Source organism: Vibrio sp. D404a (genome assembly GCF_030248535.1).
GTDB lineage: Bacteria > Pseudomonadota > Gammaproteobacteria > Enterobacterales > Vibrionaceae > Vibrio.
This window is the reverse complement of the sequence record NZ_JAHGAJ010000044.1, coordinates 1-20,670: the sequence shown is the minus strand read 5'-3', so window position 1 is coordinate 20,670 and position 20,670 is coordinate 1. Positions and strand designations below refer to the sequence as shown.

The 20,670-nt window shown below is 46.9% G+C and carries 23 protein-coding genes; 15 read left to right on the top strand and 8 right to left on the bottom strand.

Annotated features, from left to right (window positions below; all coding sequences use genetic code 11):
- Nucleotide 1 precedes the first annotated feature (1 nt).
- Together astD and KI655_RS21690 are read left to right on the top strand one after the other, a co-directional pair.
- Nucleotides 2–1,459 (top strand): succinylglutamate-semialdehyde dehydrogenase, encoded by a 1,458-nt coding sequence (astD, locus tag KI655_RS21695; protein ID WP_285408596.1) that lies wholly within the window; start codon nucleotides 2–4, stop codon nucleotides 1,457–1,459.
- Between the two features lie 189 nt (nucleotides 1,460–1,648).
- On the top strand, nucleotides 1,649–2,440 hold the full coding sequence (locus tag KI655_RS21690; protein ID WP_285408595.1) for a DUF1338 domain-containing protein: 792 nt from the start codon (nucleotides 1,649–1,651) through the stop codon (nucleotides 2,438–2,440).
- 184 nt (nucleotides 2,441–2,624) lie between these two features.
- On the opposite strand, the gene crp is transcribed toward KI655_RS21690, so the two are convergent.
- The 6 genes from crp to KI655_RS21660 form a co-directional block, all read right to left on the bottom strand.
- Entirely contained in the window at nucleotides 2,625–3,257 is a 633-nt protein-coding gene (gene crp / locus KI655_RS21685) for a cAMP-activated global transcriptional regulator CRP (RefSeq protein ID WP_004410522.1), read from the bottom strand.
- Between the two features lie 241 nt (nucleotides 3,258–3,498).
- A complete protein-coding gene (locus KI655_RS21680; protein ID WP_032550028.1) occupies nucleotides 3,499–4,368 on the bottom strand; it encodes a phosphoribulokinase in 870 nt (289 codons plus the stop codon).
- Between the two features lie 77 nt (nucleotides 4,369–4,445).
- The gene (locus KI655_RS21675) at nucleotides 4,446–4,658 is read right to left on the bottom strand and encodes a YheU family protein (RefSeq protein WP_285408592.1); all 213 of its coding nucleotides are present in this window, start codon (nucleotides 4,656–4,658) and stop codon (nucleotides 4,446–4,448) included.
- Nucleotides 4,659–4,739: 81 nt separating this feature from the next.
- The gene (locus KI655_RS21670) at nucleotides 4,740–5,717 is read right to left on the bottom strand and encodes a hydrolase (protein WP_285408590.1); all 978 of its coding nucleotides are present in this window, start codon (nucleotides 5,715–5,717) and stop codon (nucleotides 4,740–4,742) included.
- Nucleotides 5,718–5,872: 155 nt separating this feature from the next.
- The gene (locus KI655_RS21665; RefSeq protein WP_285408589.1) at nucleotides 5,873–6,361 is read right to left on the bottom strand and encodes a TIGR02444 family protein; all 489 of its coding nucleotides are present in this window, start codon (nucleotides 6,359–6,361) and stop codon (nucleotides 5,873–5,875) included.
- Nucleotides 6,358–8,280 (bottom strand): ABC transporter ATP-binding protein, encoded by a 1,923-nt coding sequence (locus tag KI655_RS21660; RefSeq protein ID WP_285408588.1) that lies wholly within the window; start codon nucleotides 8,278–8,280, stop codon nucleotides 6,358–6,360. Before KI655_RS21660 ends, KI655_RS21665 begins: the two co-directional genes overlap by 4 nt.
- A 170-nt stretch (nucleotides 8,281–8,450) precedes the next feature.
- Here KI655_RS21660 and kefG point away from each other — a divergent pair, with 170 nt between their 5' ends.
- From kefG to KI655_RS21635, 5 genes are all read left to right on the top strand, one after another.
- Nucleotides 8,451–9,038 carry a glutathione-regulated potassium-efflux system ancillary protein KefG gene (gene kefG / locus KI655_RS21655; RefSeq protein ID WP_285408587.1) on the top strand — a complete coding sequence of 196 codons (588 nt, stop codon included), beginning with the start codon at nucleotides 8,451–8,453 and terminating at the stop codon, nucleotides 9,036–9,038.
- Nucleotides 9,038–10,834, top strand: coding sequence for a glutathione-regulated potassium-efflux system protein KefB (kefB, locus tag KI655_RS21650; protein WP_285408586.1), 1,797 nt, complete (start codon nucleotides 9,038–9,040; stop codon nucleotides 10,832–10,834). The genes kefG and kefB overlap by 1 nt, the downstream gene beginning before the upstream one ends.
- Before the next feature lie 74 nt (nucleotides 10,835–10,908).
- Nucleotides 10,909–11,109: a YheV family putative zinc ribbon protein gene (locus tag KI655_RS21645; protein ID WP_285408585.1), complete on the top strand. Its 201-nt coding sequence runs from the start codon at nucleotides 10,909–10,911 to the stop codon at nucleotides 11,107–11,109.
- A 94-nt stretch (nucleotides 11,110–11,203) separates the two neighbouring features.
- The gene (gene slyD / locus KI655_RS21640) at nucleotides 11,204–11,770 is read left to right on the top strand and encodes a peptidylprolyl isomerase (RefSeq protein WP_285408584.1); all 567 of its coding nucleotides are present in this window, start codon (nucleotides 11,204–11,206) and stop codon (nucleotides 11,768–11,770) included.
- A 209-nt stretch (nucleotides 11,771–11,979) separates the two neighbouring features.
- On the top strand, nucleotides 11,980–12,945 hold the full coding sequence (locus tag KI655_RS21635; protein WP_285408582.1) for an isoaspartyl peptidase/L-asparaginase family protein: 966 nt from the start codon (nucleotides 11,980–11,982) through the stop codon (nucleotides 12,943–12,945).
- Between the two features lie 128 nt (nucleotides 12,946–13,073).
- Here the strand turns inward: KI655_RS21635 and KI655_RS21630 are convergent, their stop codons facing one another.
- Together KI655_RS21630 and KI655_RS21625 are read right to left on the bottom strand one after the other, a co-directional pair.
- The gene (locus KI655_RS21630; RefSeq protein ID WP_285408581.1) at nucleotides 13,074–13,301 is read right to left on the bottom strand and encodes a SlyX family protein; all 228 of its coding nucleotides are present in this window, start codon (nucleotides 13,299–13,301) and stop codon (nucleotides 13,074–13,076) included.
- Nucleotides 13,302–13,306: 5 nt separating this feature from the next.
- Nucleotides 13,307–14,284 carry a WD40 repeat domain-containing protein gene (locus tag KI655_RS21625; RefSeq protein WP_285408580.1) on the bottom strand — a complete coding sequence of 326 codons (978 nt, stop codon included), beginning with the start codon at nucleotides 14,282–14,284 and terminating at the stop codon, nucleotides 13,307–13,309.
- Between the two features lie 130 nt (nucleotides 14,285–14,414).
- Between KI655_RS21625 and fkpA the strand changes: the two genes are divergently transcribed.
- From fkpA to fusA, 8 genes are all read left to right on the top strand, one after another.
- Complete coding sequence (gene fkpA / locus KI655_RS21620) at nucleotides 14,415–15,191, top strand: FKBP-type peptidyl-prolyl cis-trans isomerase (RefSeq protein ID WP_285408579.1); 777 nt, start codon at nucleotides 14,415–14,417, stop codon at nucleotides 15,189–15,191.
- Nucleotides 15,192–15,373: 182 nt separating this feature from the next.
- Nucleotides 15,374–16,096, top strand: coding sequence for a transcriptional regulator (locus KI655_RS21615; RefSeq protein ID WP_032550043.1), 723 nt, complete (start codon nucleotides 15,374–15,376; stop codon nucleotides 16,094–16,096).
- Entirely contained in the window at nucleotides 16,093–16,491 is a 399-nt protein-coding gene (gene tusD / locus KI655_RS21610; protein ID WP_285408577.1) for a sulfurtransferase complex subunit TusD, read from the top strand. Before KI655_RS21615 ends, tusD begins: the two co-directional genes overlap by 4 nt.
- Nucleotides 16,488–16,844 carry a sulfurtransferase complex subunit TusC gene (gene tusC, locus KI655_RS21605; RefSeq protein ID WP_285408576.1) on the top strand — a complete coding sequence of 119 codons (357 nt, stop codon included), beginning with the start codon at nucleotides 16,488–16,490 and terminating at the stop codon, nucleotides 16,842–16,844. Before tusD ends, tusC begins: the two co-directional genes overlap by 4 nt.
- 9 nt (nucleotides 16,845–16,853) lie before the next feature.
- On the top strand, nucleotides 16,854–17,129 hold the full coding sequence (gene tusB, locus KI655_RS21600) for a sulfurtransferase complex subunit TusB (RefSeq protein ID WP_285408574.1): 276 nt from the start codon (nucleotides 16,854–16,856) through the stop codon (nucleotides 17,127–17,129).
- 181 nt (nucleotides 17,130–17,310) lie between these two features.
- The gene (gene rpsL / locus KI655_RS21595) at nucleotides 17,311–17,685 is read left to right on the top strand and encodes a 30S ribosomal protein S12 (RefSeq protein WP_004399892.1); all 375 of its coding nucleotides are present in this window, start codon (nucleotides 17,311–17,313) and stop codon (nucleotides 17,683–17,685) included.
- 97 nt (nucleotides 17,686–17,782) lie between these two features.
- Nucleotides 17,783–18,253 (top strand): 30S ribosomal protein S7, encoded by a 471-nt coding sequence (gene rpsG, locus KI655_RS21590; RefSeq protein ID WP_004737195.1) that lies wholly within the window; start codon nucleotides 17,783–17,785, stop codon nucleotides 18,251–18,253.
- Nucleotides 18,254–18,404: 151 nt separating this feature from the next.
- Nucleotides 18,405–20,501, top strand: a complete 2,097-nt coding sequence (fusA, locus tag KI655_RS21585; RefSeq protein WP_285408559.1) for an elongation factor G — start codon at nucleotides 18,405–18,407, stop codon at nucleotides 20,499–20,501.
- Nucleotides 20,502–20,670: the final 169 nt, after the last annotated feature.

The following is a 20,670-nucleotide window of genomic DNA, read 5'->3' as shown; positions in this document are numbered from 1 at the left end:
TATGACTCAGTGGATTGCAGGGCAATGGGTAGCCGGTCAAGGCGAAGCGATGACATCAGTTAGCCCATACGACAACCAAGTAGTATGGCAGGGCGACAGCGCGACACCTGCACAAGTGGAATCAGCGGTTGCCGCAGCGCGTGAAGCATTTTTGACGTGGAAGAAGCTTAGCTTTGCCGAGCGTGAAGCGATTGTGCTGAAGTTTGCAGAGAAAGTGAAAGAGAACAGCGAAGAGATCGCACAGATCATTGCCAAAGAAACCGGTAAGCCAATCTGGGAAACGCGCACTGAAGCGGGTGCAATGGCGGGCAAGATTGCTATCTCAATTCGTGCTTATCACGACCGTACTGGTGAATCATCTCGTGAAGCGGCAGGTAACCAGATCGTTCTGCGTCACCGTCCCCTAGGTGTAATGGCAGTCTTTGGGCCATACAACTTCCCGGGCCATCTACCTAATGGTCATATCGTGCCAGCACTACTTTCTGGTAATACGGTTGTATTCAAACCTTCAGAGCAAACACCTTGGACGGGTGAGTTTGCAATGAAACTATGGCAAGAAGCGGGCCTTCCTGCTGGCGTTATCAACCTAGTGCAAGGTGCCAAAGAGACAGGTATTGCACTGGCGGATGCGAAAGGTCTTGATGGCGTGCTATTCACAGGTAGTGCCAATACGGGGCACATCCTGCACCGTCAATTCGCGGGTCAACCGGGTAAGATGCTGGCGCTTGAGATGGGCGGCAACAACCCAATGGTGATCAGTGATCACTATGGCGATGCGGATGCAACCGTGTACACCATCATCCAATCAGCCTTCATCAGTGCGGGTCAACGTTGTACGTGTGCACGTCGTCTCTATGTTCCTGTCGGTGAGAAAGGCGACCTGCTGCTAGAGAAGTTGGTAGCGGCAACTCAGAAGATTCGAGTCGATCAGCCTTTTGCTGAGCCAGCGCCTTTCATGGGGCCACAAATTTCAGAAGCAGCGGCTAAGTTCATTCTAGATGCGCAAGCAAATCTGCAATCTTTAGGTGGTGTAAGCCTAGTTGAAGCGAAAGCTGGTGAAGCTGCATTCGTCACTCCGGGCATCATCGATGCAACTAACATTGCAGAGCTGCCAGACGAAGAGTACTTCGGCCCACTGCTGCAGGTTGTTCGTTATGAGTCACTAGAGCGAGCGGTTGAATTGGCGAACGATACACGTTTTGGTTTGTCTGCAGGTCTTGTATCAACAGACGATTCTGAGTGGGAATACTTCGTTGATCATATCCGTGCCGGTATTGTTAACCGCAACCGCCAACTTACAGGCGCTAGCGGCGATGCACCATTTGGTGGTCCGGGTGCTTCTGGCAACCTACGTCCAAGCGCTTACTATGCGGCTGATTATTGTGCTTATCCAATGGCTTCAATGGAAGGTGGTGAAACTCAATTGCCAGCAACATTTAGCCCGGGTGTCGAGCTGTAACTGAACACGTAAATCTCAAGTGGGGGCAGGGAAGTTACGCCTCCTTTTGAACCACTCTCTGGGCGTTAGATCCAGCGAGATATAATTATAAATAAGTATGTCACAAGCTGATGGCTGTTGACGCTTTGTCGCAGCCACTCTCTTTCTAATCCAATCCTCTAGCTCGCTAGAACCCGACAAGGAGTCACCATGACACCCGACCTATTGTTCAAATCCCTGTGGGATGATTATATCGTACGCCTCTGCCCCTCAGCTGAGAAGGTACATCAGCTGCTGAAAGAAGAGGAAGACCTTATCAACGACCATATTGCGTTGCGTACATTTAATGTTGCGCCTTTGGGAATTGAGACTTTGGCTAAGCCATTCTTGGCGCTCGGTTATAAGGCGTATGGTGATTACCTGTTTGAAAGCAAGAAACTGGTCGCAAAACACTTTGAGCATCCAGACCCGAATCAACCTAAGGTGTTCATCAGTGAACTTAAGGTTGAAGAGTGTTCTGAAGAGCTACAAGCGATTGTGGCTAAGTTGGTCGCGCAAGTGGATGCAAGCAAGTTAGAGGGAGAGGCGTTCCTATACGGTGGTCGTTTATGGGACCTAAGTTATGAAGATTTCAAACAGTTGGCGACAGAGAGTGAATACGCTTCTTGGCTAGCTGCACATGGCTACGGTGCTAATCACTTTACGGTGAGTGTGAATCAGTTGAATGATTTTACCGAAGTACAAGCAGTGAATGATCACCTGAGCGATTCCGGCTTCACGATCAACAGTGCTGGTGGTCAAGTGAAAGGCTCTCCAGAGGTGCTATTGGAGCAATCATCAACAATGGCAGACAAAGTTAAGGTTGAGTTCTCTGAAGGTGCTGAGCTGATTCCTGGGGGCTTCTACGAGTTTGCTAAGCGCTACCCAATGGCCAATGGTGAGCTTTACACAGGTTTTGTTGCCGCATCGGCCGACAAAATCTTCGAGAGCACCAACGGTTAAAGAAAGATACGAGCACTGGGTTGCCCTAGAGGTGCGATACGTTTCTCTTCGAGACAGTTTACAAATAGGACTCTGTGAGTTCTTTTCGTATCTCGTATCTCGTATCTCGTATCTTCTATCGATAAAGAAAAAGCCACCAAATTCGCATTTGGTGGCTTTTGAATTTTTGCTCAGTTAATCGGGATTAACGAGTACCGTAAACAACGATAGTCTTACCGTGAGCAGAAATTAGGTTTTGCTCTTCTAGCATCTTCAAGATACGACCTACTGTCTCACGAGAACAACCAACGATTTGGCCAATCTCTTGACGAGTGATCTTGATTTGCATGCCGTCTGGGTGCGTCATTGCATCTGGTTGTTTCGCTAGGTTTAGTAGCGTCTGTGCGATACGACCAGTTACGTCAAGGAACGCTAAGTCACCTACTTTTTGGCTTGTAACCTGTAGACGGCTTGCCATTTGCGCTGAAAGACGCATTAGGATGTCTGGGTTCACTTGGATAAGTTGACGGAATTTCTTGAAAGAAATTTCAGCTACTTCACAAGGAGATTTTGCACGAACCCATGCAGTACGCTCTTGGTCTTCTTCGAATAGGCCAAGTTCGCCAATGAAGTCGCCTTGGTTTAGGTAAGAAAGAATCATTTCCTTACCTTCTTCGTCTTTGATAAGAACTGCCACAGAACCTTTCACGATGTAGTACAAGGTTTCAGCCTTTTCACCAGCGTGAATCAGAGTACTTTTTGAAGGGTACTTATGAATATGACAGTGTGAAAGGAACCACTCTAATGTTGGATCGGTTTGAGGTTTACCTAGAACCATAATATCTCACTTCCTCTGCAGGGTATGCTTGCCGCTTTCCATATTTTAGCTAAGCCTGAATTTGACTTCTTAGGATAAGAGCACTTGTTCGGTGCTGCAAGCTATCTTGTGTTTCGGTTAAGAATAGTATCCTTTTTCAGTCACTATTTCTTGATTTTAATCGTGACCAAGCTACGATTTTTTACGCAAAATTGTGCACATGATCACGGTATGAAAAGTAATCAACCAGAACGCCATTCCGTTAGCCAATTTTTCCCGTTTCGATGAGCTGTTGCAAGATAGGTCTTACGATGAGCTCCATAGCAAAGCTCATTTTCCCGCCAGGCACAACAAGCGTGTTGTGACGTGACATAAATGAGCCATCAATCATAGCGAGTAGGTACGGGAAATCGACATTCTTGATACCACGTAAGCGAATAACTACGAAACTTTCGTCAAGGCTCGGAATGCCCTTCGCGTTAAGCGGGTTAGAGGTATCAACGGTCGGTACTCGCTGAAAGTTGATATGGGTGCGTGAGAACTGTGGGGTAATGTAGTTGAGGTAGTCATCCATTGAGCGGACGATCGAATCCATTACTGCTTCACGTGAATGCCCGCGGTCTCTTGTATCGCGAACGAATTTTTGAATCCACTCAAGGTTAACGATAGGCACCATGCCAATCAACAGGTCAACGTGCTGTGAGACGTTAACATCGCCATCAACCACGCCACCATGCAGGCCTTCATAGAACATCACATCTGAGTTTTCAGGGATCTCCTGCCAAGGAGTGAAGGTGCCCGGCATTTGGTTATAAGGCACCGCCTCGTCAAAGGTGTGCAGGTAGCGTCTGACTTGTCCGGTACCCTCATTGCCATATTGACGGAAGAACTCCTCAAGCGCACCAAAGTCATTCGCTTGTGGGCCGAAGTAACTGATGTGTTTTCCTTGTTCACGCGCCTTGCGGATTTCGACATCCATCTCAGGACGAGTAAAGCGGTGGAAACTATCGCCTTCAACCCAAGCAGCCTTCACGTCCATCATATTGAACATTTTTCGGAAGGCTTCTGAGGTGGTGGTGGTACCGGCTCCGGAAGAACCTGTAACCGCAATAATTGGATGTTTAGCGGACATGACAACCCTTGTCGTTAGAATAACTTACTTGTTAGCAATCGTTTTCCACTATAACACGGCTATTTTTTATTGGCAGCCTAGAAGCGTTTAGTGAGCTGAATATCGACCGTTTCATGAAGCTCAGAAAAGACAATACTGGCTTCACCGGATTGCAGCTGGTGCTTCACTTGGTCGATTTTAGATTGCAGTGAAATTTCAACATCGCCGTAGTCGGTGCCTTCTCTAAGTACAAACTCTTTGATCAAGTTTTCTAGAGTCTCAGGGGCGATGTCTTGCCATGGAATGATCATAAATACATCTCTCTTTTATGTTCATGGATAGGTTTGGAATATGTTGTTAAGTAGGGTTAAGTCCGACTCAACGTGGCGCTATTATGCCGAATCTTGAATGCTTTCATAGTAGGCAGGTAGCGCTTCTTCTAACCAAAACTTTGGCTTAAGGGTGCTGCCTGTAATGAAGCCAACGTGACCACCTTTCTGGAACAGTCGATAATCGATGTTATCCGGCAGAATGAATTTAGGGATCACATCATCAGTCATGAATGGATCGTCTTTGGCGTGAATGATCTGTGTTGGCAGTTTGATCTTATTCAGCTTGGGCAAAGCGGAACATTGCGCGTAGTAATCTTGTGCATTCTTAAAGCCATGCAGTGGCGCGGTGATCAGGTCATCAAACTCATATAATTTCTCGATCTTCTTGATCGTGTCTGCACTAATGCCGAGCTTTTCAGAGAGCAGTTTCTCTTTCTTCAACGCATTCGATTTTAGTGAGTTCAACAGGTATTTTTTGTAGACCTTAGAGAAGCCTTGTTCAATGCGACTCGAGCAACTGGCAAGATCAAATGGGGCAGAGACTATAGTCGCTGCAGAGAGCAGTGGATCGTCTGCATACTCAACCAAGTAGTTGGCCAACATGTTACCGCCTAATGAGATACCGACAGCCACCTTTGGGTTATTAGGGAACTGAGCATGCAGGTTTCTTAAGAAAAAGCGCGCATCTTCCACTTCACCGGAATGGTAGGCACGAGCTAAGCGATTCGGTTTACCACTGCAGCCACGAAAATGCATCATCACAGACAGCCAACCATCTTCGGCAAAGGCGTTCATCAGTCCATTGGCGTACGGGCTCTCAAAGCTCCCCTCAAGGCCATGAAATAGAATGAAAATGGGTTTGCAATCTAGCCCTTTATTGCCTGGGTCTTCACTCCATGCTAAATCGAGAAAATCATGGTCCGGAGTTTCTAGTGTTTGCCAGTGGGGATGAAACAGCGCCTGCTTGCGAATAAACCTAGGGACCAAGGTCTGAAGGTGAGGGTTAGATAGGCCAGTCGCAGCGGTAAAAATTGTCATAGTAGAGGTTCCATCATTCTCTGTGGCTGAGATATCACTCGCGTTTCTCTTTGAGCTTGGTCTATCTTAGCTTGGTGTGCAAGTGGTGAGTGATGAGTGTTGACCAAGAATTGACGCAGCTAATGTGTTGAATCTTAAGTGCTGTATCAAGATGTTCAGAGCGTTGCACTTTGATCTGCCGACGGTGAAGGCTTAGAGAAGCACCCATAAAGTGCGTCTGCCGACAGTAGGCGACAATATTGCAACACCAGTGGTGTTTCGGTATTTGGGGTAAGCACAGTACGATTAATGCAGTCGACGAGGTCAGACTGCTGCTGCTTTTCTAGCTGAAGCTCAAACTGAAGCGCTTCGCGATAGAGTGAGTCGACCACATGAGGCTTGAGGTGTTTGCGCAGCTCACGATAACTGAGCAGTAGTGATTCCGAACGACCTAAACATTGCTGAATATGGTGCCATTCGGTCTCGGCGAAGGCCAACTGCTGCTCATCAAGCCATTTGAGAAGCAGCAGCAAGTTGACGTTACCGTGATATTGGTTCTGCAGGGTTAGGCATGCATCCTTCACACCGCGAGCACTGTAGTAACTCAGGCTAAACTGCCAGAGTCTCTCTAGTGTCAGTGTGTTCGGTGCATGCTCTGAACTCATAAGCTTTCCATATCCTGTTCCATCTGCTCAAGCTCTTCTTGGATCGACATCCATTCCATTTCAACCTCTTCAAGTTGAGATTTGCTGGTGGCTTGCAGTGCGAGTACTTGGTTAAGTTTAGCTTTATTTTCCGCTTCATACAGCGAAGTGTCTGACAATTGCTGTTCAGCGTCTTCGAGGTCTGCAGTGAACTTATCCATTTGTTTCTCAAACTGGGTCAGTTTTTTACGCAGTGGTGCTGTCAGTTTTCTAAACTCTGCCTCACGGCGTTTCTGCTCTTTCTTAGCTGCCGCACTGTTTGCGCCATCTTTAGCTGGAGCCTGCGCTTGCGCCTCTTTGCGCTCGATTTTTTGCTGGTCAGTTAACCATTTATAGTAGTCGTTTAGGTCACCATCAAAAGGTGCAACTTGACGGTCATGCACTAGGTATAGGTCATCGGTCGTTGCACGCAGTAGATATCTATCGTGCGATACAATCACCATTGCCCCTTCAAACGTTTGCAGCGCCATGGTAAGTGCTTGACGCATATCGAGATCTAGGTGGTTGGTCGGTTCATCGAGTAGCAATAGGTTCGGTTTCTGCCAAACTAGCAGAGCCAAAACCAAACGAGCCTTTTCACCACCAGAGAATGGCGCGACTTTATCCAGTGCTTTCTCGCCTTGGAAGCCAAAGCTACCTAGGTAATCACGCAACTGTTGTTCAGTATGTTTAGGCGCAATCTGCATCATGTGTTGCAGTGGCGTCTCTTCTGGGTGAAGTGTTTCTAGTTGATGCTGAGCGAAGTAACCGATCTTCACCCCTTGCGAGTAACTCAGTTCACCGGCTTGTTGCTTAAGATCGCCAGACAGCAATTTGATCAAGGTTGATTTACCTGCACCGTTTCGACCCAGTAGGCCAATTCGACTACCCGGAACAAGGTTCAAGCGGATCTTTTCAAGGATCAGATTGTCATCGTAGCCTGCAGAGACTTCATCCATCATCAAGATTGGATTCGGCAGGGCATCAGGCTCCCTAAACTCAAAGCTGAATGGGTTATCAAATTGAGCTGGCAGCACTTGCTCCATTTTTTCGAGTGCCTTGATACGGCTTTGTGCTTGGCGAGCTTTCGATGCTTTATAGCGGAAGCGATCGATGTAGCTCTGCATGTGCGCCATCTGTTTCTGCTGCTTCTGGTACATCGCTTGTTGCAGAACAAGCTTTTGCGCACGTTGGTTCTCGAACGACGAGTAGTTACCCGTATACTCATTTAGCTTTTGGTTCTCGACGTGAACAATGCGATTGACGATTGGATCAAGGAAGTCTCTATCGTGCGAGATCAGGATCAGTGTACCCGGATAGGTTTGTAGCCAGCGTTCTAGCCACATTACCGCATCTAAGTCCAAGTGGTTGGTCGGTTCATCGAGTAGCAGTAGATCACTGCGACACAATAGAGCCTGCGCCAAGTTCAAACGCATACGCCAACCACCTGAGAATTGAGTCAGGTTCCAAGTCATTTGGTCTTGGCTAAAGCCTAGGCCGTCTAACAGTTCAGCCGCTCTCGCCTTAATGCTGTAGCCACCGATGGTCTCAATTTTGCCGTGGAGCTCAGCAACTAGGGTGCCGTTGTCCGCTTGCTCTGCTTTGAGTAGCTGCTCTTCTAGGCCACGGTATTCGCGATCACCATCTATCACGTATTCAATTGCCGTTCTTTCTAACGCTGGCGTTTCTTGAGCAACCCAAGCCAACTCCCAGTGCGCAGGTTTGCTGAATGACCCTGCATCAATCGACAGCTCGTCTTTGATCAGAGCGAACAGTGTGGACTTACCACAACCGTTTTTACCGACTAAACCCACTTTGTCGCCAGGGTGTAGAGTGGCAGAGGCTTGGTCTAGGAGTGGTTTACCGCCGCGCAGTAGTTGAATATCAGAGAAAGTAATCATAGAAATCGCAATGAATTAAGAGGTGAACAGACGCCTGCATAGTAGGCGGAAACCAGATAAAAGTCGATCACAATGCAAATTGGGTTATGATGCCAATAACATATTAATAACTTTTGTTAGAATTTTCTTGGCATTGCCACCGTCTGCCCTGTAAGGAATGTTTCAAAGGAATGAGTGATTTGTTATCTACAAATAACACAGTACCCAAGGTCTTGGTGATTTTTGCACACCCAGAGCCTCAAACCTCAATCGCCAATCAAGTGATGCTGAAAAAAATAGAGTCGCTCGGACATGTTAAAATTCATGATTTGTATGCGGCCTATCCAGACTTCTTTATTGATGTCCCATTCGAGCATGATCTACTGCTTGAGCATGACATCATCGTTTTTCAGCACCCTCTATTTATGTACTCTTGTCCTGCTCTTCTCAAAGAGTGGTTTGATCGTGTGCTTGGTAAAGGGTTTGCCTTTGGTGAGCAGAGTGCACTCAAAGGTAAGTACTGGCGCAGTGTGATCACGACAGGTGGTAAAGAAGAGGCATTTGGCGCTTCGGGCTATAATAAATATCCATTACAAGAGATCTTGCAACCCTTTGAGCTAACGGCAGCCTTGTGTCAAATGCACTGGCTTGACCCTCTAGTTCTGCACTGGGCAAGAAACGTATCGGATATGACGCGTTATCAACATGCTGAGTCTTACCGCAATTGGTTAAGGGATCCATTGCAACTTCTTGAAGAGAACCAAGAGGAGGCTCAGTAATGGCTTTAACCAATGAATTCCTCCAGAGCAGTGTGATTTTCCTATCGGCGGCCGTGGTTGCAGTTCCGATTGCTCAGCGTGCTGGATTGGGCTCGGTACTCGGTTATCTACTAGCGGGTGTGGCGATTGGTCCGTGGGGACTCGGGCTTATCAGTGACGTAGAAGCCATCCTACACTTCTCCGAGTTCGGGGTGGTGTTGCTGCTCTTTCTCATCGGCTTGGAGCTGAACCCCAAAAAACTCTGGACCATGCGGGGGCCGATACTCGGGCTCGGTGGCGCCCAAGTTGTCATAACAACCTTGCTGATCACTGGCGTCGCGTGTCTGTTTGGCTTGAGTTGGCAAACTAGCCTAGTGATCGGTATGGGCCTTGCACTCTCTTCCACGGCAATCGCTTTGCGCGTTATTGAAGAGAGAGAACTGAGCGGCAAAGAAGCAGGGCAGTCTGGTTTTGCGGTGCTGTTATTTCAAGATATCGCGGTGATCCCTATGCTGGCGATGTTGCCATTGCTTGCAGGTAATACGGGCGGTAGCTGGGCTGACATGATTTGGATGCTCGCGGGTGTGATTGGCTTACTCGTTGGTGGTCACTTTCTACTTCGCCCGCTGTTTCGCTACGTTGTATTGAGCGGTGTTCGTGAGCTGTTTACGGTCGCTGCGCTGCTTCTGGTGATTGGTATTGCCGTCATCATGCAGCAGATTGGCCTCTCAATGGCACTCGGCACCTTCTTAGCAGGTGTACTACTGGCTGAGAGCGAGTATCGTCATGAGTTAGAGATTGCGATTGAACCATTCAAAGGGCTGTTACTTGGGTTATTCTTCATCTCTGTGGGTATGGCGGTGAACCTTGGGCTACTCGCAGAAAGCCCATTTGCCATCTTGATGGCGGTGCTCTCACTGGTCGTCATGAAAGGTCTCGTACTTTATGCCCTTGCTCGTATTTTTGGGACTCAAGCCAAAGCGCGCAGTCGTATGGCGATGATCTTGAGCCAAGGTGGTGAGTTTGCTTTTGTTATCTTCACGGCTGCTAGCGCTCAAGGCATTTTGAGCATTGACCAAGTCTCGTTCCTACTGGTTGTGGTCAGCTTGTCGATGGTGACTACACCTCTAATGCTGAAGCTGCAAGATAAGTTCTTTGCGCGCCAATTGAACCAGATCAGCGAGAATGCGATGTCATCTGATGTGGTCGATCGCAGCCCTCGCGTGATCATCGCCGGCTTTGGTCGTTTTGGTCAGATCATTGGACGTTTGATGTACGCCAATAAGATTCGTATCACCATCCTTGAGAGTGACGCGAGCCAAATCCATATCCTGAGAAAGTTTGGCTACAAGGTGTTTTATGGCGATTCCACGCACTTGGAGTTACTGCGTGCAGCCGGCGCGGATAAAGCCGAAGCTATTATTCTTTGTACAGACTCTCCAGATGAGATCATGAAAACGGTCGACCTGTGTCGTCAGCATTTCCCACGCCTAAAAATTTTGGCGCGTGCTCGAAGTCGTGTTGAAGCTTATCAACTATTGAACCACGGTGTGACCAACTACTCTCGTGAAACCTTCCTAGGGGCGTTAGACTTAGGCAGGCAAGCTTTGACTGAGCTCGGCATGCACCCGTATAAAGCGAAGCGTGCCGAGGCGCACTTCCGTAAACTCGATAATGCCATGCTGAAAGATCTTCTCCCTCAGCACAATGAAGACACTGAATTAGCGCAAAGAGCCAAAGAGGCTCGCAAAGAGTTGGAAGAAATCTTCGGGCATGAGATGGAAAACGACCATCAGTCTCGAAACTACTGGCAGTAACTCATTGCTTGTAAAATTATAAGATAACAGCCATCACCAAATGGCATGCATCCAAGTTGTAAAGGATAGATAACGTGAAACAGAAGAAACGCTTTATTGCCGGCGCAAGCTGCCCAAGTTGTAGTAGCCAAGACACGCTTCGCTGGTGGGTTGAGAACAATATTGAGCTGGTGGAGTGTGTGGATTGTGACTTTACAGAGCAACGTAAACCGAAAACTGTAGAGAAATCTGAACACGCGAATCAAGAAATGATCGGTATTTTTAAGCCGGAATGATTGAGTTTCGTTAATTGATCCCCATAATGTCCCGGTACAGAATTTTTCCTAAGCTCATTTGTTGGAGCTTAGTCCAAACCTCCTTGGAGCTCTCATGAAAATTGAAAAGAACGTAGTAGTTAGTGTTGCATATCAAGTGAAACTTGAAGATGGCGTAGTAGTTGACCAATCAACTGCAGAAGCTCCACTAGATTACCTTCACGGTCATAACAACCTAATCACAGGTCTTGAAAAAGAGCTTGAAGGCAAAGTTGCGGGCGATAAGTTCTCTGCAACAGTGACTCCAGAAGACGCTTACGGTGAGCACAACGATGCATTAGTTCAACGTGTACCAGCAGACGTATTCCAAGGTGTTGAGCAGATCGAAGTTGGCATGCGTTTCCTAGCAGACACAGACCAAGGTCCAATCCCAGTAGAAGTTACTGAAGTAGACGGTGACGAAGTTGTTGTTGACGGAAACCACATGCTTGCTGGCCAAACACTAACGTTTGACGTTGAAGTAGTAGCGGTTCGTGAAGCGACTGAAGAAGAGATTCAACACGGTCACATCCACCAAGCTGGTCACGACCACGAAGGCGGCTGCTGTGGTGGCGAAGGTCACGACCACGGTGAAGAGAAAAAAGAAGGCTGCTGCGGTGGCGGTGGCTGTGGTTCTCACTAATTAGTGAACCCAAGCTGAATATAGAAAGCCTCCCTCGTGGAGGCTTTTTTGTATCTGCTGTATGGGCGTTGTCGATGCGGGTTTACATCGTTACTTTTGAGACAGACTCTTCGAGCTGGCTGACCTAAATTATTCGCCTTTACCAGACACAGCTCAATGATTATGGTATTGGTAAGCAAAAGACCAAGACAGGCAAATGGAGAGCATCTATGTCACACCCTTTTTCTATCGCGATACACGGCGGCGCTGGAACGATTTTACGCGAGCAGATGAGTGATGAACTTAAAACTGGCATCGTTGAAGCATTAGAAAAGTCCGTATTGGCGGGACATCAAATCCTTGAGTCAGGTGGTGATGCATTGGATGCGGTTGTTGCTGCGGTGAAAGTGATGGAAGACAGCCCACACTTCAATGCAGGTAAAGGTTCGGTACTGACACATGACGAATTCGTCGAGATGGATGCATCTGTGATGCATGGTAGAGAAATGGATGCGGGGGCGGTGGCTGGAGTTCGACACATTCGCAACCCAATTGAGTTAGCGCGCGATGTGATGAAAAAGAGTGATCACGTGTTATTGATTGGTGAAGGTGCAGAGAAGTTTGCCTTCGAGAACGAATATGAGTTTACCGAGCAAGATTACTTCTTTACCGAGCGCCGTTACGATCAACTGCAGTCAATGAAAGAGAAAGGCATCTTTGCCCTATCTGAAGCGAAATATGATGAGCAACACGCCGAGAAATACCCAGATGATGAAAAGTACGGCACGGTTGGCGCTGTAGCATTAGATCAAGCCGGTAATCTAGCTGCGGCGACCAGTACCGGTGGGGTTACCAATAAAAAGTACGGACGTGTTGGAGATTCGCCAATCATTGGTGCGGGCACTATCGCTGAAAATGGTAATGTTGCGGTTTCTACAACCGGGATGGGTGAGTTCTTCCTAAGAAAAATGGTCGCGAGTGATGTAGCTGCCCGTATGCGTTATCTCACAGAAGACGTTCATACTGCATGTGAACATATCATCCAAGGTGAATTGAAAGCGATGGGTGGTGAAGGTGGCCTAATTGCCATTGATGGCCAAGGTGAGATTCACTTCGGCATGAACAGCTCTGGAATGTATCGTGCGAGCGTTGATGTCAACGGTGTGGTTGAGGTGAAAATCTACGCCGATGATTAAGCGGCCTTGCAGGCGAGGCTTAGTCGTTAACTGATTAAAATAAAACAAAAAGGGTGACTCGCGGTCACCCTTTTTGGTATCGATAGCAATTCTTTTAGTACCGATAGTTATTCGCGCACATCTAGATATTAGTAGTGCGGTGGTGGCGTCTCTTCTGAGGCATCAGCCAGATTAGAGCCGTCGATATTCTTAACCTTACCGACAACGTATTTCATTTGGTCTTGCATCTTAGTGATCAGCAATTGTTGTTGGCTTAGCGCCTCATTGAGCTCTTCAATGGTCTGTTCTTGGAAAGCCAGTTGACACTCTAGGTCATTCACTCGGCTCTCTAGTTGTTCAACTCGCTTCTCTGTCATCGTTCTTAATCCACATTCCAAGCTTGGGCAATGCCCGCTGATGTTCCCGATATTACACGGCTCTGATTATCAAAGGCTGCATCATACACTACGGCACGGGGAGGGCGAGCATCTTTTAATGGCTCGGCGTCATAGCGAGCTATCCGTTTGCCGCTTTGAGTATCCCAGATACTGACTTGGCTCGATGGTGTACCCGTAACCAATTGCGTGCCGTCATCAGAAAAACGAGCGGTAGAGAAAATGAGCTGACGTGACCAACTCTGCAGCTCGGCTTGTGGCTCGCCTGTTTTTAGATCCCAAACAATGGCTTGGTTTCCACCGTCAGAGGTGAAGGCCAATTCACCGTCGCGTTGTAGCACCACACGAACGACGCGTTGTTCGTGCTCGAAGGTGCGCAGTACCAGCCCAGTTTCCGTATCCCAAAGGTAGGCTTTGTAGTCATTACCGCCTGAAAGTGCGTAGCGCCCATTGGAAGAGAGCGAGACAGAATTGACTTTTTCTCTGTGCGCGAGGAACTCTAGGCGACGACCAGTGACTAAGTCCACATAGATGGCTTTACCGTTTGATAACCCGAGCAAGACTTTCTCGCCATTACTGGAGATGTCGACATCGCGGATCAGTCCGTCAGAGATCGACCAAAGTCCCTCGGCTTGCGTCCAAGTGAGATCCCAAACGGCAAAGTTCATCTGACTGGCTGTCACCGCATAGCGACCATTGTCAGAGATCTTGATGCGCGTAATTGGGGAGCTAACTTGGTCTTGTTGGCCAAGCTGAGCGAGCTCTTGGTTTTCCGCCAAGTCCCAAAGCAGCAAGTGTTTTTGTTGGGAGTAGAGCAGGGCAAAGCGACCGTCTCTGCTTAGCGCAAAGCTGGTGGCACCATTGGGTTCAATATCCCAACGTTGATCATCCTCTTGGAAGAAAAAACATCCATTTAACAGAGTGATGACAATTGCATATAGTAATGAGTGAAAAAATATTCGCATCACGTCTAACAATCCGGTTTGTGTCAAAAGACATAGAACTAGTATATTGTTATAACTAACGCATTCACACCAATCTAATCACTAGATTTGTGCACAATAACCAATGGCTTGGCCATTAATTGGAGTATTCATGAAATCAGTTTTAAAAGTATCACTGCTTGCCGCGACGGTTATGCTAGCAGTTGGTTGTCAGAAAGAAGAACCAAAGGCAGAAGCTCCTCAAGTCGAAGAAGTGAAAGTTGAAGCAGTAAACTTTAAAACAGAAGACGACAAAGCGGCTTACGCAATCGGTGTTTCATTTGCAAACTACCTAAGCACAAGCATTGATAAGCCAAGCGAGCTAGGTATTAACCTAGACAAAGAGATGGTACTTCAAGGTATCGAAGATGTATTCGCAGGCAACACTGCACTGAACGAAGAAGAGACGCGCGCGGCACTTGAAGCTCTTGACCAACGTGTAGCTGAAACAATGCAAGCTCAAGCAGCAGAGAAGTCAGCAGAAACTAAGAAAGCGGGTGAAGACTACCGCGCTGAGTTTGAGAAAACAGAAGGCGTTCAGAAAACTGACACTGGCCTATTATACCAAGTAATGACAGCGGCTGAAGGTGAGTCTCCAAAAGACACTGACACTGTTCAAGTACATTACAAAGGTACGCTAACAGACGGTACTCAGTTTGATAGCTCTTACGATCGTGGCGAACCAGCAACGTTCCCACTAAATCGCGTAATCCCAGGTTGGACTGAAGGTGTTCAACTGATGCAAGTGGGTTCTAAGTACAAGTTCGTTATCCCGCCAGAGCTAGCATACGGTGAGCAAGACACGCCAACAATCCCAGCAAACTCAACGCTTGTATTTGAAGTTGAGCTACTGAAGATTGATAACGCAGAAGAAACAGCTGCACAGTAAGCATTTCTCAACGTGTTCTAAGGCCTAACTCAGTTAGGCCTTTTTTTATGCTTTCATTTTGAGTATTTGGTTTTTTAACTTGTTCTAAATCACTAGTTGCAATGTTAGCTAGGTGTGCAATTAAAATTTTCTGATAAACTTACATAAATTTGTTGATTTTTCACACGAAGGTAAGGAATTAAGTGACTACTACAGAAACAGTCAATGCGGATGTGTTACTTGAAATGGAATCAGTCAATGTCATGCCATTCAGTGAACACGATAAAATCATTCTAAGATCTTATGAGGCCGTCGTTGATGGCATCGCAAGTCTTATTGGTCCGTTTTGTGAAATCGTTTTGCACTCGTTAGAGGATCTCAATACCTCTGCGATTAAGATTGCCAACGGTGAGAATACCGGTCGTCAGGTGGGCTCTCCAATTACCGACCTTGCGCTAAAAATGCTTAAGGATATTGAAGGCTCTAAGCGTAACTTCTCACGCTCGTACTTTACCCGCGCGAAAGGCGGCGTATTGATGAAATCGATCACGGTAGCGATCCGTAATGGTGATGACCGCGTTATCGGCCTGCTTTGTATCAACGTAAACCTTGATGCCCCATTCTCACAAGTGCTGCAATCTTTCATGCCGACCCAAGATGCGGATGAAGCTGCGTCTTCAGTGAACTTCGCGAGTGATGTTGAAGAGTTGGTAGACCAAACCGTAGAGCGCACAATCGAAGAGATTAATGCGGATAAGTCGGTATCGAACAACACCAAGAACCGTCAAATCGTAATGGAGCTATACGACAAAGGGATCTTTGATATCAAAGATGCTATTAACCGTGTGGCCGAGCGATTGAACATCTCTAAACATACCGTCTACTTGTATATCCGTCAGCGTAAAACAGAGGATGATGAGAGTTGAGTTCAAGCCTAACGTATACCCTGTTAGTTAATGGGTCCATCTACGGCTCCCAGTCTGCGAAAAATGCTTATCAGTTTGCAATGGCTTTAATAGAAAGAGGACACCAACTCAAGAGTGTCTTCTTTTATCAAGATGGCGTGAGTAATGGCTCCGCGTTGACGGTACCAGCCAATGATGAGTTTGATCTCGCTGGCGCATGGCAAGAGTTAGCAACACAGCATGACGTCCGTATGGAGACGTGTGTTGCTGCAGCCTTACGTCGAGGTGTCGTGAGCCAAGAAGAGGCAAACCAGCACCAGTTAGAGAGCCACAACTTGGCTGTTGGCTTCGAGCAGGCCGGGTTAGGTAGTCTTGCAGAGGCGATGTTGACTCAAGATAGGGTAGTACAGTTTTGAAAAAGTTAGGATATGTCTTTAACAGCTTTCCGCACAGCACGGCTTCTGGGCGAGAAGGTTTGGATGCACTGTTAGCAGCATCCGCTTACACCGAAGAGATCGCCGTGTTCTTTGTTGGCAATGGTGTGACTCAACTTCTCGAGCACCAGCAACCTAGTGAGTCTTTATCACGTGATTACATCGCAGCATTTAAGTTGATGGAGCTTTACGATATCGAGCAGGTGTACGTGTGTGAGCAGAGCTTACAGCGCTTTGGGTTAACCAGTGAGCAACTCATCATTGATACTAAAGCACTTGCGCCAAACGCTATGGCGCAACAATTTGCTCAATGCGACCAGATACTGACGTTTTAAGGGCTGAAGATGCTGCATATCATCAAGACGATTGAAAAACTTACGCTCGCGTTGGCTTATCGCCAGCCGGGTGAACACCTACTATTAACGGAAGATGCGGTTTATGCGGTACTACCAAGCCATGAACTCGCCAATCAGTTAATGGCAGTGGAAGAACTCTCTGTGTTACAAGCCGATCTGACGAGTCGTGGTTTGCAAGGTTTGGTGCCAGAGTCTTTAGATAAAGTCGACTACTTAGGGTTTGTCACCCTGACAGAACAGCACCAACAGTCCATCACTTGGTAGCGTTTAGCCGCATTTCTCAGTGCAATAGAGCATCCTTAGCTCTAGATGGCTAAAAAAGATCTGTATATTTCTTGACACACATCCCACTGCTGAATAGAATTTTGCGTCCCTAATTGCCACGTGTAGTTAGGGATAGATTTTTCACAAAGCTTACTTTCAAGTAAATTTCAGGAGCTAGTTAATGGCAACTATTAACCAGTTGGTACGTAAGCCTCGTGCAAAGCAAGTTGTTAAAAGCAACGTGCCTGCACTAGAAGCGTGTCCACAAAAACGTGGTGTATGTACTCGTGTTTACACTACTACACCTAAAAAACCTAACTCGGCACTACGTAAAGTATGTCGTGTACGTCTAACTAACGGTTTCGAAGTAACTTCGTACATCGGTGGTGAAGGTCACAACCTTCAAGAGCACAGTGTTGTTCTAATCCGTGGCGGTCGTGTAAAAGACCTTCCGGGTGTACGTTACCACACAGTTCGCGGCGCACTAGACTGTGCTGGCGTTAACGACCGTAAGCAAGGTCGTTCTAAGTACGGTGTTAAGCGTCCAAAATCTTAATGGTATCCGTTAAGTAAGGCCAAACACTAAATTAATTTTAATTTTTGAAGAAACTGAAAAGTTTTGGATAACCTGAAGAAGACAACGGAGAAAATCCATGCCACGTCGTCGCGTCATCGGTCAGCGTAAGATCCTTCCAGATCCAAAGTTCAAATCTGAACTGCTGGCAAAATTCGTTAACATCCTAATGGTTGACGGTAAGAAATCTACTGCAGAAAAAATCGTTTACACTGCACTAGATGCAATGGCTGAGAAATCTGGTAAAGATCACTTAGCTGTATTTGAAGAAGCTCTTGAAAATGTTCGCCCAGCGGTAGAGGTTAAATCTCGCCGTGTAGGTGGTTCAACTTACCAAGTACCTGTAGAAGTACGTCCGGTTCGCCGTAACGCACTTGCTATGCGTTGGGTAGTTGAAGCTGCGCGTAAGCGTGGTGAAAAATCTATGGCTCAACGCCTAGCAGCTGAAATGCTAGACGCGTCTGAGAACAAAGGTACTGCGGTTAAGAAACGTGAAGACGTTCACCGCATGGCTGACGCAAACAAAGCGTTCGCACATTACCGTTGGTAATACCTTTTCAGTGCTGCAAGGTTCCTTGCAGCACTTCTTTAGTTCCTATGCGTATGCTAGGAACTATTGCTATTTCTAGAGGGATGCTTTTTTAGCAACTACTCTGGGTATAGCAATAGTCCCTAAGTCTCTAAGTTAAGAGGATTCAACCGTGGCTCGTAAAACTCCTATTGAGCGCTACCGTAACATCGGTATTGTTGCTCACGTAGATGCAGGTAAAACAACCACAAGTGAACGTATTCTGTTCTATACCGGTCTTTCTCACAAAATCGGCGAAGTTCACGATGGTGCAGCAACCATGGACTGGATGGAGCAAGAGCAAGAACGTGGTATCACAATCACTTCAGCAGCAACCACTACGTTTTGGCGTGGTATGGAAGCTCAATTCCCAGATCACCGTATCAACATCATCGACACTCCTGGACACGTTGACTTCACTATCGAAGTAGAACGTTCTCTGCGTGTACTTGATGGTGCCGTTGTTGTGTTCTGTGGCTCATCTGGTGTTGAACCTCAATCAGAGACAGTATGGCGTCAAGCTGACAAGTACCAAGTTCCACGTATGGTTTTCGTTAACAAAATGGACCGTACAGGCGCAGACTTCCTGCGTGTTATTGAACAGATCAAGGATCGCCTAGGCGCGACACCGGTTCCGATTCAATTGAACATTGGTGCTGAAGAAAACTTCCAAGGCGTTGTCGATCTTATCAAGATGAAGGCAATTAACTGGAACGAAGCTGACCAAGGCATGACGTTCACATACGAAGACATTCCTGCAGACATGCAAGAAATGGCTGAAGAATATCGTACAGAACTTGTTGAAGCTGCGGCTGAAGCGTCTGAAGAACTGATGGACAAATACCTTGAAGAAGGTGAGCTATCAGAAGAAGAGATCAAACAAGGTCTTCGTACTCGTACCCTTAATAACGAAATCGTGCTAGCAACTTGTGGTAGTGCATTCAAAAACAAAGGCGTACAAGCTGTTCTTGATGCAGTGGTTGATTTCCTTCCTTCTCCAGTTGATGTACCAGCAATCAAGGGCATCGATGAAGATGAGAATGAAGCTGAGCGCCACGCAGATGACAACGAACCGTTCTCTGCACTTGCATTTAAGATCGCAACCGACCCATTTGTTGGTACTTTAACTTTCATCCGTGTTTACTCTGGTGTAGTTGAAAGTGGTAAAACTGCTTACAACTCAGTGAAAAAACAACGTGAACGTCTAGGGCGCATTGTACAAATGCACTCGAACAAGCGTGAAGAAGTAAAAGAAGTACGAGCGGGTGACATCGCCGCTATTATCGGCCTGAAAGATGTGACCACGGGTGAAACTCTGTGTGATCAGAACCATAAGATTGTTCTTGAGCGCATGGAATTCCCAGATCCAGTTATCCAAATCGTTGTAGAACCTAGCTCGCAAGCTGACCAAGATAAAATGACGATCGCTCTAGCTAAGCTAGCAGCAGAAGATCCATCGTTCCGCGTCGATATGGACGACGAAACGGGTCAGACTCTGATTTCTGGTATGGGTGAACTACACTTAGATATCATCGTTGACCGTATGAAGCGCGAATTTAGCGTGAACTGCAACGTTGGTAACCCGCAAGTGGCTTACCGTGAAACAATTCGTGGTACAGCGAAAGCGGAAGGTAAATTTATCCGTGAACACGGTGGTAAAGGTCAATACGGTCACGTGTGGCTAAAACTGGAACCATCAGAAGTTGGCGAAGGCTTTGTCTTCGTGGATGAAATTGCCAATGGTACGGTACCAAAAGAGTTTATCGCTTCAGTTGCTAAAGGCGTTGAAGAGCAGATGAACAATGGTGTGCTTGCTGGCTATCCAGTTCTGGATATCAAAGCTACACTATACGATGGTTCTTACCATGAAACAGATTCAAGTGAGATGGCGTTTACAATCGCTGCCTCTATGGCTTTCAGATCGGGTGCACTTGAAGCGCAACCTGTTCTGCTTGAGCCTATGATGAAAGTTGAAGTGACTACTCCAGAAGACTGGATGGGTGACGTTGTTGGCGATATTAACCGTCGTCGCGGCATCATCGAAGGTATGGACGAGGGGACAGCTGGCCTGAAGATAATTCGTGCACAAGTTCCGTTGTCTGTCATGTTCGGTTACTCAACTGATTTACGTTCTGCGACACAAGGTCGTGCTTCTTACTCTATGGAGTTTAGTGAGTACGCTGAAGTGCCTAACAATGTTGCAAAAGCAATCATTGCAGAGCGTGGTTAAACAATAGGGCTGCATTTTTTTCATTTTTTTGAAAGATCTAATGCGTCCAAATATTGCGCTAACGAGAGTTGGCGCATAAAATAGCAATTTCTGGCGCGTCTCGACCAATAATGGTCGTGGCGAATCATAACTAGGAAGGAACACGATCGTGTCTAAAGAAAAATTTGAA